This window comes from Streptomyces sp. NPDC051217 (genome assembly GCF_044455465.1).
Taxonomy (GTDB): domain Bacteria; phylum Actinomycetota; class Actinomycetes; order Streptomycetales; family Streptomycetaceae; genus Streptomyces.
Window position 1 is genome coordinate 196803 of the sequence record NZ_JBITEV010000010.1, and the last position, 20283, is coordinate 217085.

Annotated in this window: 19 protein-coding genes and 1 pseudogene; 9 read left to right on the forward strand and 11 right to left on the reverse strand. The window is 71.7% G+C overall.

Going from position 1 to position 20283, the window contains the following annotated elements:
- Positions 1-57: 57 nt before the first annotated feature.
- From ACIBBB_RS22935 to ACIBBB_RS22955, 5 genes and pseudogenes are all read left to right on the forward strand, one after another.
- Entirely contained in the window at positions 58-516 is a 459-nt protein-coding gene (locus ACIBBB_RS22935) for a MerR family transcriptional regulator (protein WP_398984757.1), read from the forward strand.
- Positions 482-1474 (forward strand): aldo/keto reductase, encoded by a 993-nt coding sequence (locus tag ACIBBB_RS22940; protein ID WP_398984760.1) that lies wholly within the window; start codon positions 482-484, stop codon positions 1472-1474. The genes ACIBBB_RS22935 and ACIBBB_RS22940 overlap by 35 nt, the downstream gene beginning before the upstream one ends.
- A 97-nt stretch (positions 1475-1571) precedes the next feature.
- On the forward strand, positions 1572-2081 hold the full coding sequence (locus ACIBBB_RS22945; protein WP_398984763.1) for a YbaK/EbsC family protein: 510 nt from the start codon (positions 1572-1574) through the stop codon (positions 2079-2081).
- Positions 2078-2929, forward strand: a complete 852-nt coding sequence (locus tag ACIBBB_RS22950) for an EamA family transporter (RefSeq protein WP_398984765.1) — start codon at positions 2078-2080, stop codon at positions 2927-2929. The genes ACIBBB_RS22945 and ACIBBB_RS22950 overlap by 4 nt, the downstream gene beginning before the upstream one ends.
- A 52-nt stretch (positions 2930-2981) precedes the next feature.
- A pseudogene (locus ACIBBB_RS22955) lies at positions 2982-3224 on the forward strand (ankyrin repeat domain-containing protein); the annotation flags it as partial.
- 34 nt (positions 3225-3258) lie between these two features.
- Here the strand turns inward: ACIBBB_RS22955 and ACIBBB_RS22960 are convergent.
- From ACIBBB_RS22960 to ACIBBB_RS22970, 3 genes are all read right to left on the reverse strand, one after another.
- Positions 3259-4209 carry an SDR family NAD(P)-dependent oxidoreductase gene (locus tag ACIBBB_RS22960; protein ID WP_398984767.1) on the reverse strand — a complete coding sequence of 317 codons (951 nt, stop codon included), beginning with the start codon at positions 4207-4209 and terminating at the stop codon, positions 3259-3261.
- Positions 4210-4345: 136 nt separating this feature from the next.
- Positions 4346-5080 (reverse strand): hypothetical protein, encoded by a 735-nt coding sequence (locus ACIBBB_RS22965; RefSeq protein ID WP_398984769.1) that lies wholly within the window; start codon positions 5078-5080, stop codon positions 4346-4348.
- Positions 5077-5298 carry a hypothetical protein gene (locus ACIBBB_RS22970; protein WP_398984771.1) on the reverse strand — a complete coding sequence of 74 codons (222 nt, stop codon included), beginning with the start codon at positions 5296-5298 and terminating at the stop codon, positions 5077-5079. Before ACIBBB_RS22970 ends, ACIBBB_RS22965 begins: the two co-directional genes overlap by 4 nt.
- Before the next feature lie 191 nt (positions 5299-5489).
- Between ACIBBB_RS22970 and ACIBBB_RS22975 the strand changes: the two genes are divergently transcribed.
- The 3 genes from ACIBBB_RS22975 (at position 5490) to ACIBBB_RS22985 (ending at position 10343) form a co-directional block, all read left to right on the forward strand.
- A complete protein-coding gene (locus ACIBBB_RS22975) occupies positions 5490-6539 on the forward strand; it encodes an aldo/keto reductase (protein ID WP_398984773.1) in 1050 nt (349 codons plus the stop codon).
- Between the two features lie 413 nt (positions 6540-6952).
- Positions 6953-8611, forward strand: a complete 1659-nt coding sequence (locus ACIBBB_RS22980) for a lyase family protein (RefSeq protein WP_398985019.1) — start codon at positions 6953-6955, stop codon at positions 8609-8611.
- Positions 8612-8774: 163 nt separating this feature from the next.
- On the forward strand, positions 8775-10343 hold the full coding sequence (locus ACIBBB_RS22985) for an MFS transporter (RefSeq protein ID WP_398984775.1): 1569 nt from the start codon (positions 8775-8777) through the stop codon (positions 10341-10343).
- 54 nt (positions 10344-10397) lie between these two features.
- On the opposite strand, the gene ACIBBB_RS22990 is transcribed toward ACIBBB_RS22985, so the two are convergent.
- The 6 genes from ACIBBB_RS22990 to ACIBBB_RS23015 form a co-directional block, all read right to left on the reverse strand.
- Positions 10398-11378 carry a phosphotransferase family protein gene (locus ACIBBB_RS22990; RefSeq protein ID WP_398984777.1) on the reverse strand — a complete coding sequence of 327 codons (981 nt, stop codon included), beginning with the start codon at positions 11376-11378 and terminating at the stop codon, positions 10398-10400.
- A gap of 200 nt (positions 11379-11578) precedes the next feature.
- Positions 11579-12364 carry an SDR family NAD(P)-dependent oxidoreductase gene (locus ACIBBB_RS22995; protein ID WP_398984779.1) on the reverse strand — a complete coding sequence of 262 codons (786 nt, stop codon included), beginning with the start codon at positions 12362-12364 and terminating at the stop codon, positions 11579-11581.
- A 7-nt stretch (positions 12365-12371) separates the two neighbouring features.
- Positions 12372-13574 (reverse strand): serine hydrolase domain-containing protein, encoded by a 1203-nt coding sequence (locus ACIBBB_RS23000; protein WP_398984781.1) that lies wholly within the window; start codon positions 13572-13574, stop codon positions 12372-12374.
- A 44-nt stretch (positions 13575-13618) separates the two neighbouring features.
- Complete coding sequence (locus ACIBBB_RS23005) at positions 13619-14395, reverse strand: energy-coupling factor ABC transporter ATP-binding protein (RefSeq protein ID WP_398984783.1); 777 nt, start codon at positions 14393-14395, stop codon at positions 13619-13621.
- Positions 14392-15153 (reverse strand): cobalt ECF transporter T component CbiQ, encoded by a 762-nt coding sequence (cbiQ, locus tag ACIBBB_RS23010; protein WP_398984785.1) that lies wholly within the window; start codon positions 15151-15153, stop codon positions 14392-14394. The genes ACIBBB_RS23005 and cbiQ overlap by 4 nt, the downstream gene beginning before the upstream one ends.
- Position 15154: 1 nt before the next feature.
- Positions 15155-16264 carry an energy-coupling factor ABC transporter permease gene (locus tag ACIBBB_RS23015; protein ID WP_398984787.1) on the reverse strand — a complete coding sequence of 370 codons (1110 nt, stop codon included), beginning with the start codon at positions 16262-16264 and terminating at the stop codon, positions 15155-15157.
- A 289-nt stretch (positions 16265-16553) separates the two neighbouring features.
- Here ACIBBB_RS23015 and ACIBBB_RS23020 point away from each other — a divergent pair, with 289 nt between their 5' ends.
- Complete coding sequence (locus tag ACIBBB_RS23020; protein ID WP_398984789.1) at positions 16554-16970, forward strand: SsgA family sporulation/cell division regulator; 417 nt, start codon at positions 16554-16556, stop codon at positions 16968-16970.
- A gap of 150 nt (positions 16971-17120) precedes the next feature.
- On the opposite strand, the gene ACIBBB_RS23025 is transcribed toward ACIBBB_RS23020, so the two are convergent.
- Both ACIBBB_RS23025 and ACIBBB_RS23030 read right to left on the reverse strand, forming a co-directional pair.
- Positions 17121-19367: an MMPL family transporter gene (locus ACIBBB_RS23025; protein ID WP_398984791.1), complete on the reverse strand. Its 2247-nt coding sequence runs from the start codon at positions 19365-19367 to the stop codon at positions 17121-17123.
- 167 nt (positions 19368-19534) lie between these two features.
- Positions 19535-20107, reverse strand: a complete 573-nt coding sequence (locus ACIBBB_RS23030; RefSeq protein WP_398984793.1) for a TetR/AcrR family transcriptional regulator — start codon at positions 20105-20107, stop codon at positions 19535-19537.
- Positions 20108-20283 lie beyond the last annotated feature (176 nt).

A 20283-nucleotide genomic window follows, 5' to 3' on the forward strand; every position in this document is an offset into this window, starting at 1 on the left:
CGGATGCCGGGCCCGCCGTTTGACCTGTAGCGCACTACAGGTTGCACGATGAACGACATGAGCGGACCACTGCTTCTCCCTGATGTTCCCGGCGAGGTCCCTCCCGACGGGCTCTCCATCGGGGAGACGGCGGCCCTGACCGGAGTCGGTGTCGAAACCCTGCGCTACTACGAGCGCGAAGGGCTGCTGCTGGATCCCACACCGCGCGACGCGGGCGGACGCCGCCGCTACCGGAAGCACGACATCGCCTGGATCTCCGGGCTGGTCATGCTCCGCGAGACGGGCATGCCGATCGCGGACATACGCGTCATGGCCGATCTCAGCCGGCGCTCCGGCACCGAGGCCGAACGCCTGGAGTTCCTGGAGCGGCACCGCGAACGCGTCATCGAAGAGATGGAACGCACGAAGCGGCACCTGGCGGCGATCGACAAGAAGATCCGCGCGTACCGGCTGCGAACGAGAGAAGAAGGAGAACAACCGCATGGGAACGACGATGAGGATCACGGAGCTGGGTGACGGCCTGCGGGTCTCCGCGCTCGGGCTCGGCGCCATGGGCATGAGCGCGTTCTACGGAAGCAGTGACGAGAGGGAGTCCGTCGCGACGCTGCGGCACGCCGTCGACCAGGGCGTCACCTTCATCGACACGGCCGAGGCGTACGGCCCGTTCGAGAACGAGAAGCTGATCGCCCGCGCGCTCGGGGGCCGGCGTGCCGAGGTCACCCTGGCCACGAAGGCCTCGTCCGAGACGGACGACGACGGCACGGTGCGCGGACGCAACGGCACCCCGGCGTACATCCACCGGGCCGCCGACAGATCGCTGCGGCATCTGGGCACCGACGTCATCGACCTGTACTACCTGCACCGGGTGGACCCGAACGTGCCGATCGAGGAGTCCGTCGGCGCGATGTCGGAGTTGGTCACGGCGGGCAAGGTGCGCCACATCGGCCTGTCCGAGGCATCCGCGGCGACGATCCGCCGGGCTCACGCGGTCCACCCGCTGGCGGCCGTGCAGTCGGAGTTCTCCCTCTTCTCGCGTGACGTACTGGAGAACGGCGAGAAGGCGGTCATGGACGAACTGGGCATCGGTTTCGTCGCGTTCTCACCGCTGGGGCGCGGGGTGCTCACCGGCGGCGTCCGGAGTCTCGACCACCTCGCCCCGGACGACGCCCGCCGCGGGCTGCCGCGCTTCCAGCCGGAGGCGTTCGCCGCGAACCGCGTACTCGTGGAGCGTGTCGAACTGATCGCGGCGGAGAAGGGCGTCACGATCGCGCAGGTGGCGCTCGCCTGGCTGCTCCACCAGGGAGTCGTACCGATCCCCGGCACGCGCCACCGCTCCCGGCTCGACGAGAACGCCGCCGCCGTGGATGTCACGCTGTCGCAGGACGAGCACCGGCGCCTGACGGCGGCGCTGCCGGCCACGGAGATCGCGGGCGGGCGCGGGGTCGCCCCCGCGGTCCACGGAACGGATCGCTGAGAGCGCGGCGGCGGCAGCGGCAGCGGCAGCGGCCGAGAGATCATGACCGGTGAAACGCGCTCGCACTCGCCGTGCCGGTGCCGCTAGCGTGCCCGTCATGAGCGACCCCGGCGGCACGCCTGACACCCCGGCCCATCCTCGTTTCGTCGAGGCCCTGCGCGATCTGGGCATCGACGACCTCATCGGCGAGGTCCGCACCTTCCCCGACGCCACCCGTACGGCGGCCGAGGCCGCCGCCGCCATCGGCTGCGGGCTCAGCGAGATCGTCAAGTCGCTGATCTTCGAGGCCGACGGAGTCCCGGTCCTGGTGCTGATGGACGGCGCCTCGCGCGTCGATGTGGAGCGCGTACGGGAGGAGTTGGGCGCCGGGAAGGTCACGCGGGCGCGCGCCGATCTCGTACGGGAGACCACCGGGTACGCGATCGGAGGCGTACCGCCCTTCGGCCACCGCACCAGGACGCGCGTGCTGGCCGACCGGGGGCTGCTCGACCACGACGTGGTGTGGGCGGCGGCCGGTACCCCGCACACGGTGTTCCCGATGGCTCCCAAGAGCGTGGTGTCGTACGCGGGCGGCACCCTGGTGGACGTCCGTGAGCGTATGGCGTGACCCCGGCCGTCGCCGCCGCCGTCCTCCTGGCGGCCGTCACGCACGCCACCTGGAACGCGATCGCGCACACCATCAAGGATCAGCTTGTCGCCTTCACCCTGATCGCCGGCGGCGGCACGGTGCTCGGCGCGGTCGCCGTGTGCTTCGCGCCGTTCCCGGCCGCCGGGGCGTGGCCGTATCTGATCGCCTCCGCCGTGCTGCATGTCGGCTACCAGGCGCTGCTGATGCGGTCGTTCAGCCTCGGCGACTTCGGCCAGATGTATCCGATCGCGCGCGGCACGGCGCCTCTGCTGGTGACCGTCCTGGCGGCGGTCTTCGTCGGCGAGTCGCTGGACCGCTGGCAGGCGACGGGCGTGGCCGTCGCCTCGGCGGGGCTCGTCGGGGTGGCCCTGTGGGGCATGTGGAGCGCGGAGACGAAGCCGCAGTGGCCCGCGCTGCTGGCCGCGCTGGCGACGGGGGTGTCGATCGCCGCGTACACCGTCGTGGACGGGGTGGGCGTACGCGAATCGGGCACTCCCCTCGGCTACATCGGCTGGCTGATGATCCTTCAGGGCTCGCTGATCCCGCTCTACGCGCTGTACGCCCGCCGCGGTCGGCTCTTCGCGCGGCTGCGCCCGCACGTGGGTCTCGGGCTGCTCGGCGCGGCCCTGTCGGTCGGGGCGTACGCGCTGGTGCTGTGGGCACAGACGCGCGCGGCACTCGCGCCGATCGCGGCGCTACGGGAGTCGTCGATCATCGTGGGGGCGGCGATAGGCGCGGTGTTCTTCAAGGAACGCTTCGGTACGCCGCGCATCGCGGCGGCCGGGCTGATGGTGGTCGGCATCGGCCTGATGCTGCACACGAGTTGAGGGGAAAACAGGGACCGGGACGAACAAGAGACGGCGGAAGAAGCTGTCCCGGCGTCTGCTGCTGGCGGCGGGCGCGGTGCCCGACACCGAGAGCGGCGACGGCTCGGAGGGCACGCCGCTGTGCGGGGCCGCGTGCTGGGGGCATGCCGGCGCCGTACGCGAACTGCTCGTGTACGGCGCCGATCCGCGCCTGCGCGAGGACGCCGGCAGCGGGCGCTCGCCGCTGGAATGGGCGCGGACCGGGCCGTATCCGGAGACGGTGCGGCTGCTGGAGGAGGCGGGCGCGGGCGGCTGAACCGAGTGGGCGCGGGACGGGGCGGGCGGGCGCGTCAGGCCCGCCCGGCGGCGGCCAGCATGTCGAGCGACACCTGCCACAGCCGCTCGGCCGCCGCCGGGTCCTGGGCGTGCGCGGCGACGCCGCCGGAGTCGCCCTCCCGGTGCGGACGCGCCTCGTTGCAGTCCTCGAAGTACCGGCCGCCGACGCCTTCGAGCCCCGGCCAGGTCGCCACCAGCACGGAGGTGGCCGCGCCCTGCTGGGGCGTCTTGAACGTGTAGCCGGAGGCGATCGCCTTGTCGAGTTCGTCCCGGCTCATGTGGCGTGTCAGGTTCGACAGGACCGCGCCGGGGTGGACGGCGTTGGCGGTGATGCCGTCGGCGGCCCAGCGGCGGCTCGCCTCGATCGCGAAGAGCGCGACGGCCGTCTTGGACTGGCCGTACGCGAGCACGGTGTCGAAGGGGCCGTCACGGAAGTCGATGTCGTCGAACTTCACCCCCTGCCGCAGATGCCCCACCGAGGTGAGCGCGACGATCCGGGCCCGGTCCGCCTCGGCGAGCGCCGGGTGCAGGCCGGTGGCGAGCGCGAAGTGGCCGAGGTGGTTCGTGGCGAACTGGAGCTCCCAGCCCTCCGGCGTCCGCAGCTCGGGCGTGTACATCACACCGGCGTTGTTGATCAGGATGTGCAGCGGCCCCTCCCACGCGGCGACGAACTCGGCGACGGACCGCTGGTCGGCGAGGTCGAGCGGGGCGACGGACAGGCGCCTGCTGCCGGTGCTGCCGGTGATGTCCTGGGCGGTGCGCTCGCCGGCGTCGACGTCGCGTACGGCCAGGGTGACCTCGGCGCCCGCGCCGGCGAGGGCGCGGGCGGTCTCGATGCCGATGCCGGAGGAGGCGCCGGTCACAACGGCGCGGCGGTCGGTGAGGTCGATACCGGCAACGACCTCGGCGGCGGTGGACTCGGCGTCGAAGGGGGTGGTGATGCGGCTGGTGGAGTCGGTGGTCATGGGGCGGCCTGCCTCTCTCGGGTCTCTCTGGGGGCATCACCGAAACCAATCACTGCATTTCGGCCAATACCTCTCAAGCCAACCACTGGACAGGGGTCGTTCGGCGGAGGCGGGGAAGCCCGTTTCCGCCAGTCGGTCAGGCCCCCGGCGGGGGCGGCGGGGGCAGCCGCCAGTACTGGCGTTTCTTCTCGTCGCGGATCGCCAGGCCCAGGCCGTTCAACTCGTCGCGCAGCGCCCGCACGTCCTGCGCCGTGCCCGTCTTCCCCATCGCGTGCGCGCGGGCGCTCAACAGGGCGTTCGCGCCCACCGGGAGGCCCGGTGTGTCCGGGACCCAGAGACGGAAGCCGGCCCGGTGCGGGTCCTCGGGCGTCCAGTTCCAGCCATGGGCGGTGAAGGCGGCGGTCAGCTCCGCGCGGTCCAGGTCGCACGGCTCGCGGGCCGTCTCCTCGGTGTGGTGGCCGAGCAGTACGAGGAACTTGCCGTCCAGATGGACAGCGACGGTGTCGGCGCGGCGCAGCTCGCGGGACTCGTCGCGGATCGTGAGCGTCACGTGGGTGTCCGACACCCGTACGGTCAGCGACTCGTGCAGCGCGATGAACCCCACCAGCACCCCGAGCACCGCGCCCACCGTCAGGCCGAGAACGGTGAGCCACGGCTCGGGAACGGCGTTGACCAGCTTCGCCGGGCCCTTCATCGGGGCCCAGCGCAGCGTCACCAGCCAGTTGGCGAGGAGTTTGACCAGCCAGCCGGCGACCGCCCCGGCCACGGCGAACGCCGGGACGAGCCAGGCCGGTTGGGACAGGACGGTTGCCTCGGCCGACTCGGCCGACTCGGCCGACTCGGCGGGCCTCGGTCCTTCATCCGGCTTCATGGTCGGACGGCCACGTGCTTCTTGACGGCGTCGGACAGAAAACCCACCGCGATCCCGAGCAGCGTCATGACGGTGTAGCCCACCACCTCATGCCCGTCGGGAACGAGGAAACGGGAGAAGCCGAAGAACGTCGGCATCCAGTCGACCCACTGGTGGAGCAGCCCGGTGACGCCCGACGCGACCAGCGCGAAACTGATGAACCCCAGAATTGCCTTCATGTGCCGAGGCTAGAAAGCGGAGGCCGGGGCCGGCATCGGCCGAAGGGATCCGCGGGGGTGACCAAAGTATCGGCCCGGCGTCCGTCGCCCGGATCCTGACGGCCCGTGGCGGCTTGCCTTCGACCGCACTCCAGGTCCTAGAGTGCCCCGCGTACGCCCCGACGGGGGGCTGACCAGCGAGGGAGCAGCACATGCGTTACCGCACGCTCGGCGGCACCGGTATCGAGGTGAGCGCCCACTGCCTCGGCACGATGATGTTCGGTTTCGTCGGCAACCGCGACCACGACGACTGCGTACGGATCATCCACTCGGCCCTCGACCGGGGCGTCAACTTCCTCGACACGGCGGACATGTACTCCACCGGTGAGTCCGAGGAGATCGTCGGCAAGGCGCTCAAGGGCCGCCGGGACGACGTCGTACTCGCGACCAAGGTGCACTTCCCGATGGGCGAGGGCCGCAACCGCGGCGGCAACTCGCGGCGCTGGATCGTCAAGGAGGTGGAGGAGAGCCTGAAGCGGCTGGGCACCGAGTGGATCGACCTCTACCAGATCCACCGCCCCGACCACACGACGGACATCGAGGAGACACTCTCCGCGCTGACCGATCTGGTGGCACAAGGCAAGATCCGCGCCTTCGGATGCTCGACGTTCCCCGCCGAGGAGATCGTCGAGTCGCATGTCGTGGCCGAGCGCCGCGCGCTCCACCGGTTCCGTACCGAGCAGCCGCCGTACTCGATCCTGGCGCGTGGCATCGAGACGTCGGTGCTGCCGGTCTGCCAGCGATACGGGATGGGCGTGCTGACGTGGAGTCCGCTCGCCTCCGGCTTCCTCACCGGCAAGTACCGCAGGGGCGGCGCCATCGACCTGACCACGGGCCGCGCCGCGCTCACCCCGGCCCGGTTCGATCCCGCGTCCCCGGTGACCATCGCCAAGCTGGAGATCGTCGAGCAGCTGGCCGCGCTGGCGGAGAGCATCGGCTGCTCGCTGCCGGAGCTGGCGGTCGCGTTCGCCGTCGCGCATCCGGCCGTGACGTCGGTCATCATCGGTCCGCGCACGATGGAGCAGCTGGACGGTCTGCTGGCGGGCGCCTCGCTCACCCTGGACGACGCGACGCTCGACCGTATCGACGAGATCGTGGCGCCGGGGACGAACGTCTATCACCCGGACGGCGCCTGGACGGCGCCCGTGCTGGCCGACGCCTCCCTCCGCCGGCGGCCGGTCGCCGACCGCGCGGCGGCGTAAGCCTCATACGGGGGGCAGCCTCATACGGAGGGCACAGCGCCGGTGCCGATGGCGTACGACTCCGCACACGGCACCGGCCTGGCCGACGGCCCCACGCCGTCTCACCCGGCCGGCCCCGAGGGCCTGGCCGGATTGCGCCGAAGCACGTTCCGCCGGTCCGCCCCTCGCCTCGCCGGACGCGGACCGGCGGGGGACCCTGATGGCGAAGGCCGGGCCCACGCCCGGCACGTACCGGTTCGACATCAGGCTCCAGGGCGACGAGGAGACGGTTTTCCTTGACTTCCGCCGACCACCCGGATCACACCGGTCACACCAATCACACCAGTGACGCCGGCGACGCCGGGCTGCTCTCGCCCGGCCGGGCGGGATCCGCCGCCGAGGCGGCCACCGGCGACGTCTCCTTCCTCCGCGCGATGCTCGACGCCGAGGCGGCGCTGGCCCGCGCGCAGGCGGTGGTCGGGCTCACCCCGATGGCGGCGGCCGAGGTCATCACGGCGGCGGCAGGGACGGCGGAGCGGTTCGACGTACGGGACGTGGCGCTGCGGGCGCGCGCCGGGGGCAACCCGGTGATTCCCCTGGTGGCGGATCTGACGGCGGCGGTGGACGAGGAGGACACCAGGACGGGCGGCGGCACCGACGCGGCGCAGTACGTCCACCGGGGCGCGACCAGCCAGGACATCGTGGACACGGCGATGATGCTGGTCGCCACCCGTACGGTGCCGCTGATCCTGGCGGATCTGGACCGTACGGCGGAGGTGCTCGCCGTCCTGGCCACGGCCCATCGCACGACCCCGATGGCGGGACGCACCCTCACGCAGCACGCGGTCCCGACGACGTTCGGGCTGAAGGCGGCGGGCTGGCTCTCGTCGGTACGGGACGCCCGCAGCCGGCTGGCCGCCGTCCGGCTGCCGGTCCAACTGGGCGGCGCGGCGGGGACGTTGGCGGCCTTCGCCCCGGTCGACGACGCGGTGGACGCCCGGCCGGAGAGGACCTCCTCCGCCGCGTCCTCCGACCCTGTCTACGACCTGACCGGTGCGCTCGACGCCACGGTGGACAGCCCGCCCGAGCCGTTGCCGGACTACCCGACGGACCCCGGCCCGACCGGCCCCGACACCGGGTTCGAGCCCGAGTCGGAACTGGGGACCGGCCCCGCGCCCGACGAGCCTGTCTACGACCTGACGGGCGCGGCCCCCAGTACGTCCAACAACGTCACGCCCGAGGACGCGCCCCCGGTGGAGGGCCGGACAGCGGAGGCGGACGGGGGCGCGGCCGGGAACGACACCGGCGTACGGCTCCTCACCGCGTACGCCGACCAGCTCCCCCTCGCCGAACCGACGCTGCCGTGGCACACCCTGCGCACCCCCGTCGCCGATCTCGGCGCGGCACTCGCCTTCGCGGCGGGAGCGCTCGGGAAGGTGGCCGCGGACGTTCTCGTACTGTCCCGGACCGAGATCGGGGAGGTCGCCGAGGCGCGCGGCGGCGGTTCGTCCGCGATGCCGCACAAGCGGAACCCTGTGCGGGCCACCCTGATCGCCGCCGCCGCGCGGCAGGCACCAGGGCTCGCCTCCGTACTGCTGGGGGCCCTCGTCGCCGAGGACGAACGCCCCGCCGGCCCCTGGCACGCCGAGTGGCAGCCGCTGCGCGAGCTGCTGCGGCTGACCGGCGGAGCCGCCCACGACGCCGCCGAACTCGCCCACGGCCTGCGGGTCTTCCCCGACCGGATGCGGGACAATCTCGGGCTCACCCACGGAGTGCTGGTCGGCGAACGGCTCGTGACCGCCCTGATCCCGGCCGTCGGCCGGACCCGCGCGAACGAAGTGGTGGGCGCCGCCGCGCGCCTCGCGTCACGTGCCGGTATCCCGCTCGCACAGGCGCTGACGGAGACCGACCCGGCGATCGCCGAGCTGATCGGGCAGGCGCGGCTGCACGCCCTCACCGACCCGGCCGGCTACACGGGCTCGGCCCCGGCCCTCGTGGACCGCGCGCTCGCCGAACACGCCGCCGCCGGGCGCGCGGCGGCCGAGGCCGCCCTCGAACATCCCCCGGACGGCGCCCCGGAGGACCCTCGATGACCGATAGGACCAGTGGTCCGGCGGGGGCCGTCCGGGGGACGTCCGGGGGCGGTCCGGCGGTCGAGTCGCGGGACCCTTTCGTCCCACTTAGAGTCAGATCCGGATGAACGGTGGCGTTCCCTGTCCGAGGGCGCGCATCACCCCGTTCACCACCCCCCCACCTATGACTGATTCACAGCCCACACCGCCGAACACACCGCCGAACACAGGGAAGACCGCCGCCGCTCCCGACGGGGAGGGCGGCCACGGCATCGCGCTGGCCATCATCGCGTCCTGCCAGCTGATGGTGGTTCTCGACATCACCATCGTGAACATCGCGCTCCCCCACATCCAGAGCGCGCTCGGCTTCTCGACCCAGAACCTGTCGTGGGTGGTCAACGCGTACACCCTCACCTTCGGCGGTCTGCTGCTGCTCGGCGGGCGCCTCGGCGACATCCTGGGGCGGCGCCGGGTCTTCATGTTCGGCGTGGCGCTCTTCGCCTTCGCCTCGCTGCTCTGCGGTCTGGCGCAGGACTCCTGGCAACTGCTGGCCGCCCGCGCCCTCCAGGGCGTCGGCGGCGCCATCGCGTCCCCGACCGCGCTGTCGCTGATCACCACCACGTTCCGCGAAGGGCCCTCGCGCAACAGGGCGTTCGGCGTGTTCGCGGCCGTCTCCGCGGGCGGCAGCGCGATCGGACTGCTGCTCGGCGGCATCCTGGTGGAGTGGCTGGACTGGCGGTGGATCTTCTTCGTCAACGTGCCGATCGGGCTGGTGATCATCGGCCTGACCCCCCGCTTCATCAAGGAGTCCGAGCCGCGCCCCGGCAGTTTCGACGTCGTCGGCGCGCTCACCGCGACCCTGGGCATGGTGGGCCTGGTCTACGGCTTCATCCGGGCGTCCGAGGAGGGCTGGACCGACGACCTGACACTCGGGTCCTTCGGCGCGGCGGTGGTGCTCCTGGTCCTCTTCATCGTCATCGAGCGCCGGTCGCGACAGCCGATCACGCCGCTGTGGATGTTCCGCGACCGCAACCGCGCGGGCGTCTACGGGATGATGCTGAGTCTGTCCGCCGCGCTGTTCGGCATGTTCTTCTTCCTCACGCTCTTCACGCAGGAGGTCCTGGACTTCAGCCCGCTCCGGACCGGCCTGGCCTTCCTCCCGGTGAGCGTGGTCATCGCGATCGGTTCGGGGGTCGCCTCGCAACTGCTGCCGCGCTACGGTCCGAAACCGTTCATGGTGACCGGCGCGATCCTGGCCACCGCCGGCCTCGCGTGGCTGACCCAGACGGACGTCCACAGCACCTACGCGGGCAGCCTGCTGGGCCCGGTGCTGGTCTTCGGCCTCGGCATGGGCTTCCAGTTCGTGTCGCTGACCCTGATGGCCGTCTCGGGCGTCGACCCGAAGGAGGCCGGCGCCGCCTCCGGCATCCTCAACGCGACGCAGCAGGTGGGTGGTTCGCTGGGGCTGTCCATCCTGGTGACGGTGTTCGGCACGGCCACCAGGGACGAGGCGAAGACCCAGGCCCGCGACTTCATGGCGCACGCGACCCCGGCCCAGAAACTGACGTTCCAGAAGACGCGTTCGCTGCCGAAGCCGTGGAGTGACGAGGTACTGGCCGCGGGTGTGTCGAACGCGTTCATCGTGGCCGCGGTGATGGCCGGTGTCTCGGCCGTGATCGCGCTGTTCGTGATCCAGGTCCGCGCCTCGGACCTCGAACGCCTCAAGGGCGGCATGCCCCCACCGGGCGCCTGACGTCCCTAGGGCGTGCCGGGCGCCGCGTGCCGGACGGGACTTCTGAAACACTCCCTAGGCCGTCGTGGAGATCACTCCAAGGGCCAGGATCAGCGCGGGCCCGGCGGTCCTGCGGGTCACGGCGGTCCGCGCGGGCGGGTAGCCGCGCGGCACGGCCTCGACCAGCATGATCAGGTAGAGGTAGCAGCGGTAGAGCGCCATGCGCAGCCGCGCGGCCGTGTCGAAGCCGGTGTCACCGCCGCCCGCGCGGTAGCCGTCAAGCAGGGCCGGGTCGTCCTCGGGCTCACCGAACAGATTGAGCGAGACGAACTCCGCCAACGGGTCGCCCCAGAACATCCGTTCCCCATCGATGACCCCACCGATCCGCCGCTCCCCCGGCTCACCTGTCAGCAGGATGTTGCCCTGCCAGAGATCGAAGTGGACGAGCGCGGGAACGCCGACCTCGTCCAGCGCGGGAGCGGCGGCCCGCGCCAACGTCCGTACGCGCTCCCCGGACACCGGCAGCCTGGCCCCGAACCGCTCGGCGTCCGCCAGAACCGCCTCCAGCATCGCGCCGAACGCCTCACGCCAGGTTCCCGCGGTGGCCACGGCCTCGGACGGATACCCGAAGCGTGTACCGGTGACGGTGTGCAACTCGGCGACGTACGACCCGAGTTCGCGCCGCAACCGGTCATGCTCCGCGTCCCCGAGCCCGGCCGCCGCCGGCGCGGACCAGGGCTCCCCCGGTACCTCCGACATCAGCAACGAGTCCGACGCCAGGCGCACCACCTCGGGCACGGGCACGCCGGTGCCACCGGCCCGCCGGTAGAACTCACCCTCGTTGACGAGCAGTTCACCCTCGTACGTCAGACGCGGCGTCCCGGGCTCCGGCGGCAACTTCAGTATCAGCCGCCCGCCGCCGTCCAGCCGGACGCGGTAGAGGCTGTTGTACGTGCCCCCGCCCAGCGCCTCGTATCCGTCGACCGCCCGCGCCCCGCCCGGCGTCCCCGCGGCATCGAGGATGGCGGCGAGCCGGGACGCGGTCAGCGCGGACATCTGCGGAATCCCCTCGACGGCACGGCCACGGCGTGGCTGAAGACCTCAGCCTACGAGCACCTTCCGCAGCACCTCCGCGAACTCCGCCGGTGCCTCGACGAACCCGCCGTGCCCGGGTGTGGGTGGTGACCATGGTGGGGCCGTCCTTCTGTGAGAAGCGGTGGCGATGACGTACATACGACCCCGTCGAGCGGCGGAACTCATCGCTCCCCGGACACCGGCGCGCCCGTCAGCGCCTGCCGCAGCGCCACGTTCGCCGACAGGATCCCGCCGTCCACCGGCAGCGTCACCCCCGTGATCCACCCCGCGTCCGACGACGCCAGGAACGCCACCGCCGAGGCGACATCGTCCGGCCGCCCCACCCGGCCCGCCGGGTAGTGCGGCGCCGCGCGTTCCAGGTTGGCCTCGCGGCCCGTCCAGCCGTCCGTGTGGATCGTGCCGGGGGCGACGAGGTTGACGCGGACCCCTCGCGGCGCCGCGTGGCCGGCCAGGGTGCGGGTCAGGCTCGCGAGGCCCGCCTTCGCCGCGCTGTAGGCGTGGTTGCCGAAGTCCTGTTCGCCGTTGACCGAGCCGATGCTCACGATCGCGCCGCGCCCCGACGCCGCCAGGTGCGGCAGCGCCGCCCGCGCGCAGCGGAAGGCGCCGGTCAGGGTCAGGTCGAGGTCGCGGGCCCAGTGTTCGTCCGGCTCGTCCTCGAAGAGCGGCACGTCCTGGGTGCAGGAGTACGCGTTGTTGACCAGGACGTCCAGCGAGCCGAAGCGCTCGACGGCGTACGCCACGGCTGCCTCGACCGACGCGCGGTCGCCCACGTCGCACACGTACGGCACCGCGCCGTCGATCAACTCCGCGGCCCGCGCTGCCCGTTCACCGTCCACGTCCGTGATCAGCACCCGGGCGCCCTCGGCGGCCAGCCGCCGGGCGATCGCCTCGCCGATGCCCTGCCCGGCTCCCGTGATCAGTGCGCTGTGATCCTCGAATCGCCTCATGTGCCGATCATGAGGCCGACCTGACGGCTCGCACCAGGGCCTGTGCCCGGGGATCCGCCGTCACTCCCTTGCGCATGCCGTTGGTGACGTAGCCGAAGGCGATGCCCGACTCGGGGTCGGCGAAGCCGAGCGAGCCGCCGCGTCCCGGATGCCCGAAGGAGCCCGGCCCCAGCAGCGGCGCGCCGGAACCGTGCAGCATGAAGCCGAGCCCGAAGCGCGTGCCGACGACCAGCACCCGGTCGGGGCCCGCCGACTCCTCGGTACGGGCCAGGGTCAGCGTGGCCGGCGCGAACAGCCGCGCCCCGCCCCGGTTACCGCGCCCGGGGGCGTCCACCGGGCCGATCATCGCCGCGTAACAGCGCGCCAGGGCACGCGCGGTGGAGATCCCGCCGCTCGCGGGCATCTCGGCGGCGCGGTACGCGGCGCTGTTCTCGTCCGGCGGCGGATCGATCGCGCCGAACGCCCGCCGGGTGAGCGATTCGGGGTCCTTGTACGCCTCCGTGACCGAGCGCTTCGCGCGCAGCCGCAGTTCGCCGCCGACCGCCGCCGGCTCCTCGATCTTGCCTATCCGGCCCACCCGGTGCGCCTCCTCGGCGGGCAGCCCTATCCAGAAGTCCAGGCCGAGCGGACGGGCGATCTCGTCGGCGATCCAGCGGCCGACGGAACGACCGGTGGCCCGTCTCACCAGTTCGGAGACGAGCCAGCCGTACGTGTGCGCGTGATAGCCGTGGTCGGTGCCCGGCTCCCACACCGGCCGCTGCGCGGCGAGCGCGTGCGCGCCCGACTCGCCGTCGAGCGCCTCGGCGGTACTGAGCGGCCGGTCGAGCACGGGCACGCCCGCGCGGTGCGACAACAGATGCCGTACGAGGACCCGTTCCTTGCCGGCCGCCTTGAACTCCGGCCAGTACGTGCCCACGGGCGCGTCCAGGTCGATCCGGCCGCGCTGGTGCAGCAGAAGCGGTACGGCGGCGGCGACGCCCTTCGTCGCGGAGCGGACGACCTGCGCGGTGTCGACGGCCCACGGCTCCGAGCCGTCGACGTCGCGCGTGCCGGCCCACAGGTCGACGACCTTGTGCCCGTCGCGGTAGACGGCGACGGCCGCGCCCCGCTCACCGCGTTCCTGGAAGTTCCGTACGAAGGCGTCCTTGACGGGTTCGAAGCCCGCGGCCACCGTGCCCTGGACGTCAGCGACGCCTACCATCCCGCTCATGCCTCCATGGTGCACGCATCGCGACACCGACCGAGCCACGGGGGCTAGGAGGTCGCGACCGACTTCGGGTCGAAACCGAACGGCAACTCCAGCCGGTGCGCACCCATCAACTCCGCGTCGCCGAGCAGGTCCCGTGTCGGCCCGTCGGCCGCGATCACGCCCTCGCTGAGGATCACGGCGCGCGGGCACAGTTCCAGCGCGTACGGCAGGTCGTGCGTGACCATCAGGACGGTGACGTCCAACGCCCGCAGGATGTCCGCGAGTTCCCGGCGCGACGCCGGATCGAGGTTGGACGAGGGCTCGTCGAGTACGAGAATCTCCGGCTCCATCGCCAGGACCGTCGCGACAGCGACCCTGCGGCGCTGCCCGAACGACAGATGGTGCGGCGGCCGGTCCGCGTACTCGGCCATGCCGACCTGGGTGAGCGCGGCGACGACCCTGGCCTGAAGCTCCGCGCCGCGCAGACCGGACGTCGCGGGGCCGAAGGCCACGTCCTCACGCACCGTGGGCATGAAGAGCTGATCGTCGGGGTCTTGGAAGACGATGCCGACGCGGCGGCGTATCTCGGCGAGGTTCTGCTTGGCGACGGGCAGCCCGGCGACGGTGACGGACCCCGCGCCCGCCGTGTGGATTCCGTTGAGATGCAGGACGAGGGTGGTCTTGCCCGCGCCGTTGGGCCCGAGCAGCGCGACCCGCTCACCGCGCCCGACGGTCAGGTCGACGCCGAAGAGGGCCTGGTGGCCGTCGGGGTACGCGTACGCGAGCCCGCGCACATCGAGGGAAGGCGGGGGCGACGACTGCTCCGGGGACTGCGTGTTCATAGGGTCCAGCCAAGCAGACAGACCGCGAGCGCCGAGAGGGGGAGGGCGGCGGCGGAGGTCCACTGGGCGCGGGATGCCGTCATCTCGTCGATGACCGGCATCGTGCCCGTGTAGCCGCGGCTCATCATCGCCAGATGCACCCGCTCCCCGCGCTCGTAGGAGCGGATGAACAGCGCCCCGGCGGTTTTGCCGAGCACACCCCAGTGCCGTACGCCGCGCGCCTCGAACCCGCGTGAGCGGCGGGCGATCGACATCCGCCGCAGCTCGTCGGTGATCACGTCGCCGTAGCGGATCATGAAGGACGCGATCTGGACGAGCATCGGCGGGAGCTTCAGCCGTTGCAGCCCGAGGAGCAGCGCGCGCAGTTCGGTCGTGGAGGCGAGGAGTACGGAGGCGGCGACCCCCAGCGTGCCCTTGGCCAGTACGTTCCAGGCGCCCCACAGGCCGGGGACACTCAAGGAGAGGCCGAGGAACTGGACCTGGTCGCCGGGGACCACGAACGGCATGAGGACGGCGAAGGCCACGAACGGGACCTCGATCAGCATCCGGCGGAGCAGAAAGCCGGCCGGGACGCGGGCGAGCGCCGCGACGCCGGCGAGCAGCGCCGCGTACAGGCCGAAGGCCCATACGACCTCGCGCGGGGTGGAGACCACAACGAGCACGAAGCACAGGACGGCGGCGAGCTTGCAGTGCGGCGGCAGCGCGTGGACGGGCGAGTGGCCGTGCCGGTAGAGCTTGTGGGCGTGACCCGCTCCCATGTCAGCCCCGCTCGGAAGAGGCGGGCGCGGAGGGCCCGGAAGAGGCGGGCGCGTTGTCCGTCGTACGGCGCCGGTGCACCACGTAGAAGATCCCGCTGCCGACGACGACCGTCGCCCCGACGCCGATCATGCCCGCGAGGCCGCCCGAGAGCCGGGGGTTGGAGATGTCCTTGATGCCGTAGTCGGCCAGGGGCGAGTCGGCGGCCGCGTGCTCCTCGACCTCCTTGTCGATGCCCTTGTCGGCGGCGACCTTCTCCAGGCCGTCGGGGTTGGCGGAGGCGTAGAAGGAGACGACTCCGGCCAGCAGGAGGGCAGTGCCGAGACCGGCCACCAGCAGCCCGCGCGGCGAGCGTGCGGCGACCGGAACAGCGGGCTCGGCGGCGGGAGTCGGCGCGTCCACCAACTCACCGTCCACCCGCAGCTTGAGCGGCGCCGCCAGCCCGCGGGCCCCGTGGACCAGGTCGGGCCGTACGGCGATGACCGCCCCGACCGTCAGCGCGGTGATCGCGGCCTCGCCGATGCCGATGAGCACGTGCACACCGACCATCGCGGTGAGCACCTTGCCGATCGGGATGTCCGTGGTGCCGCCGATCGCGTAGAGAAGGGTGAAGGCCGCGGCGGCTGCGGGCACGGACACCAGCGCGGCGACGAACGCGGACACGGTCACCGAACGCCGCTTGCGCGGCAGGACGCGGAGCAGGCCGCGGAAGATCCCGTACGAGACGATCACCGTCACGACGCCCATGACCGTGATGTTCACGCCGAGCGCGGTGAGCCCGCCGTCGGCGAAGAGGATGCCCTGCATCAGCAGGACGACGGCGATGCAGAGCACCCCGGTGCAGGGGCCGACGAGTATCGCCGCGAGGGCCCCGCCGAGCAGATGCCCGCTGGTGCCCGCCGCGACCGGGAAGTTCAGCATCTGCACAGCGAAGACGAAGGCGGCGACGAGGCCCGCGAGGGGTGCGGTGCGCTCGGCGCCATGGCCCTCGGCGAGCGGCCCGGAGCCCAGTTCGCGGCGGGCGCCGCGCAGGCTGATCGCCACGGCCCCGGCCGCGACGACGCCGGCGGCGGCCGACACGGGCAGGTTGATCATTCCGTCGGGGACATGCATGGGCGGGCTCCGCTTCCGGCAGGCGTTCAGACGTGGTGAACCGCTCGGAGAGAGCCGTTCGAATAGATAGTCCTCTCTTGCGAACGAGTTGCAAGAGCGCGGGGCATGCGAACCGGTGTACGGGCACCGAACGGCACGGAAAGTTTGAGCTTCCCGGGAGACCCGGCGTTAAATAAGGGATAAAAGGTATCTTGTGATGTAAAGCACCACGTACCGCACACCAAGCACCACACCGCGCACCACCTACCGCGTCGAGAGCGCCGTGGAACCGCCGCAGAGGAGCGAAGCGATGCCGGCCGTCGTCGAGCAGCCTGCCAAGGTCCGTCTCATCACGGACGCCCCCCACCACGGGTGCCTCACGGTCACCCTCCGCTACGACAGTGCCGACCCTCTCACCGTCCGCGTCGCGTTCCCCGCCGAGGTGTCCCGTGACGACGCCGAAGTGGTGTGGGCCTTCACCCGCCAGCTGCTCGTATCGGGGCTGCGCACCCCCTCCGGCGACGGCGACGTGCGCGTCTGGCCGTGCGGCCGGGCGCAGACGATGCTCGAATTCCACTCGCCGGAAGGTGTGGCGCTGACCCAGTTCGACACGGCCCTGCTGCGCCGCTTCCTCCGGCTGACGTACGAGACGGTCCCGGTCGGCGAGGATCGGTATCCGCTGCGCGCGAAACGCGGTCTCGACCGGCTCCTGCACCACACGAATTGAGCCCGTCCGGCGATCGAGGACAAGCGTGAGGACAAGCGCGGCCCACGAGCCGCGCGACCCTGCCGACGCCGCTGTGCCACGGCGCCGGCGCCCCACAGCACTCCGCCGGGCGGACTGCGAACGCAGCCCGCCCGGCCACTGTGAAACCTGTCAGACCCGCACCAGCTCCTTCTCCGGCCCGGCGTCGCCGCCCGCGTCGGCCGACCCCTTCTCCAGCATCTTCCGCAACTGCTCGCCCTCCACGTCCACGTTCGGCAGCAGCCGGTCGAGCCAGCGCGGCAGCCACCACGCCTTGTCGCCGAGCAGCGCGAGCACCGCCGGCACGATGGCCATCCGGACCACGAACGCGTCGAAGAAGACGGCGATCGCCAGCGAGAAGCCGATCATCTTGACCATCGACTCGCTGGAGCCGATGAAGCCCGCGAAGACGGCCATCATGATCACCGCGGCGGCGGTGACGACCCGCGCCCCGTGCCGGAAGCCGGTGGTGATCGCCTGGCCGGGCCGCTCCCCGTGGACGTACGCCTCACGCATCCGCGTGACCAGGAAGACCTCGTAGTCCATCGCGAGACCGAAGACCACACCGACCATGAAGATCGGCATCATCGACATGACCGGGCCGGTCTGCTCGACACCGAACAGGCCGGAGAGCCAGCCCCACTGGAAGACCGCGACCACCGCGCCGAGCGCGGCGACGACCGACAGCAGGAAGCCGAGCGCCGCCTTCAGCGGCACCAGGACCGAGCGGAAGACGAGCATCAGCAGCAGGAACGCCAGACCCACGACGAGCGCGAGATACGGCAGGAGCGCGTCGTTCATCTTCTCGGAGAAGTCGGTGTTCATCGCGGTGGCGCCGGTGACCAGCACCTTCGCCTCGCTGTCGGCGGCGATCTCACCGCCCGCCTCGCGGATGGTGTGAACGAGGTTCTCCGTCTCCACCGACGAGGGACGGTCCTTCGGGACGACCGTGATCGTCGCCGTGTCGCCGGCCTTGTTGTAGCTGGCGGGGGTGACGGCGGCGACGCCCTTCAGTTCCTTCACGGCGTCGGTGACCTGCGCGGCGGTCTGCTTGGCGTTGTCGTCGCCCTTGCCGTCGACGACGACCATCAGCGGGCCGTTGAAGCCGGGCCCGAAACCGTCCGACAGGAGGTCGTACGCCTTGCGCTGCGTGGTGCTCGTCGGCTGTGAGCCGTCGTCGGGCAGACCCATCTCCAGCTGGGTCGCCGGGACGGCGATGATGCCGAGGCCGACGACTCCGGCGAGGAGCACGGCGACGGGACGGCGCAGGACGAAGCGGGCCCACCGGGTGCCCATGTTGGGCTTGCCCTCGGCCGCCTTGCCGTCGGCCGAGACCGCCTGCTCCCGGGCCATCCTCGCGCGCAGCTTCTTGCCGTGGACACGCCTGCCCGCGAATCCCAGCACGGCCGGGACGAGGGTGAGCGCGATGAGGACGGCGATGACGACCGTGCCGGCCGCCGCGACGCCCATCTTGGTGAGCATCGGGATGTTGACGACCGCGAGCCCGACGAGCGCGATGACGACGGTGAGCCCGGCGAAGACCACGGCCGATCCGGCCGTCCCCGCGGCCCGTCCGGCGGCTTCCTCGGGTTCACGCCCCTCGGCAAGCTCCGCCCGGTAGCGGGAGACGATGAACAGCGCGTAGTCGATGCCGACGGCGAGGCCGATCATCATCGCGAGAATGCTGGTGGTGGAGCCGAGATCCATCACGCTCGCCAGCGCGGTGATGCTCGACACGCCGATTCCCACGCCGATGAGCGCGGTGAGCAGCGGCAGTCCCGCCGCGATCAGTGAACCGAAGGTGATGACGAGCACGATCGCCGCCACCGCGATACCGATGATCTCGGTGGCCCCGGTCTCCGGCGCCGCCTGGAGCGCGTCACCGCCGATCTCGACGGTGAGGCCGGCCTCCCGCGCCTCGGCCCCCGTCTCCTCCAGCGCCGTACGGGTCTCCTCGGTCAGCTCCATCGAGTTGACCTTGTAGGTGACCGAGACGTACGCCGTCGAACCGTCCTGCGAGACGGCCTTCGCGGCGTACGGGTCGGCGACCCGGGCGATCTGGTCCGAGCCGGCCGGCAGCTCGTCGACGATCTTCTCGACCTCGGCCTTGTTCGCGGCCGATGTCATCTTCTCGCCCTCGGGCGCCTTGAAGACGACCCGGGCGGTGGCCCCGTCGGCGCTGCCGCCGGGGAAGCGCTCTTCCAGCAGGTCGAAGGCCTTCTGGGCCTCCGTCCCCGGGATGGAGAAGGAACTCGATGTCGCGGTGGACGCTGACGCCGCGCCGACGCCGGCGAGTGCCAGCAGCGCCACCCATACGAGGGCGACGAAGTTTCGGCGACGGAAGGCGAACCGTCCGAGTCTGTAAAGAAACGTGGCCACGAGGCGTACTCCCGGTCTGGGGGTGGATCAAGGGCATGGGGAGCCGACCGACGGCGCGAGAGCGACACGCGTCAGGTGCTGGTGCCGTGAGGCACCGGGTACTGCTGGGGAGGCCCCGGAGGTGGGCGAGCGGCCCAGGGAGGCGAAGCTGCGAGCTGCGGGGAGGGTCAGACGCCGAGGGCGGGGAGAAGCACGGCGTCGAGGTAGTCGCGGAGGAAGGCCTGGTCGACCGACCGGTCCTCGACGAGCTGCCGGGCGACGAAAGCGCCGACCAGCATGTGTGTGACGTATTTCAGCGCGGGTTGGTCCTCGCTGATCTCGCCCCGGTCCACGGCACGGCGCAGGAAGAGGCCGAGTCCGTTGAGTTCGGGCTCGATGAGCAGGTCACGCAGCGCCTGGTGGAGATCGGGGTTGTTGTGGACGGCATGGGCCAGGCCCCGCATCAGCGCGGAGTCCCGTTCCATCTGGCAGTCGTCGGCCATCGAGACCATGGCGTGGAAGTCCCCGCGCAGCGAGCCGGTGTCGATCTGTGCGACATCGGCCGGCTTGTTGTGGCGCAGGGCTCGTGCGACGAGCTCCGGCTTGCTCCCCCACTGGCGGTAGAGGGTGGCCTTGCTGGAGTGGGTGCGGGCGGCGACGGCGTCCATGGTGAGGGCGTCGTAGCCGACATCGCGCAGCAGGTCGAGCGTGGCTCCGTACAGCTCTCCCTCGCGCTCCGGCGTGAGTCTGGTGCGTGCCATGTCCGACCTCCCGTCAAGGTCTCGAAGAGCTGAACGAAACGACTTCGTACAGTACGAAGATAACCGCACCGTCATCGAAACGGCAACGTTTCGCTTGTGGGCTCCACCACATCCGGGAACGCCCCACCGGCGCTGCCGACCGCCCTGCCGAACACATCCGGCCAACTCCTCTCCGG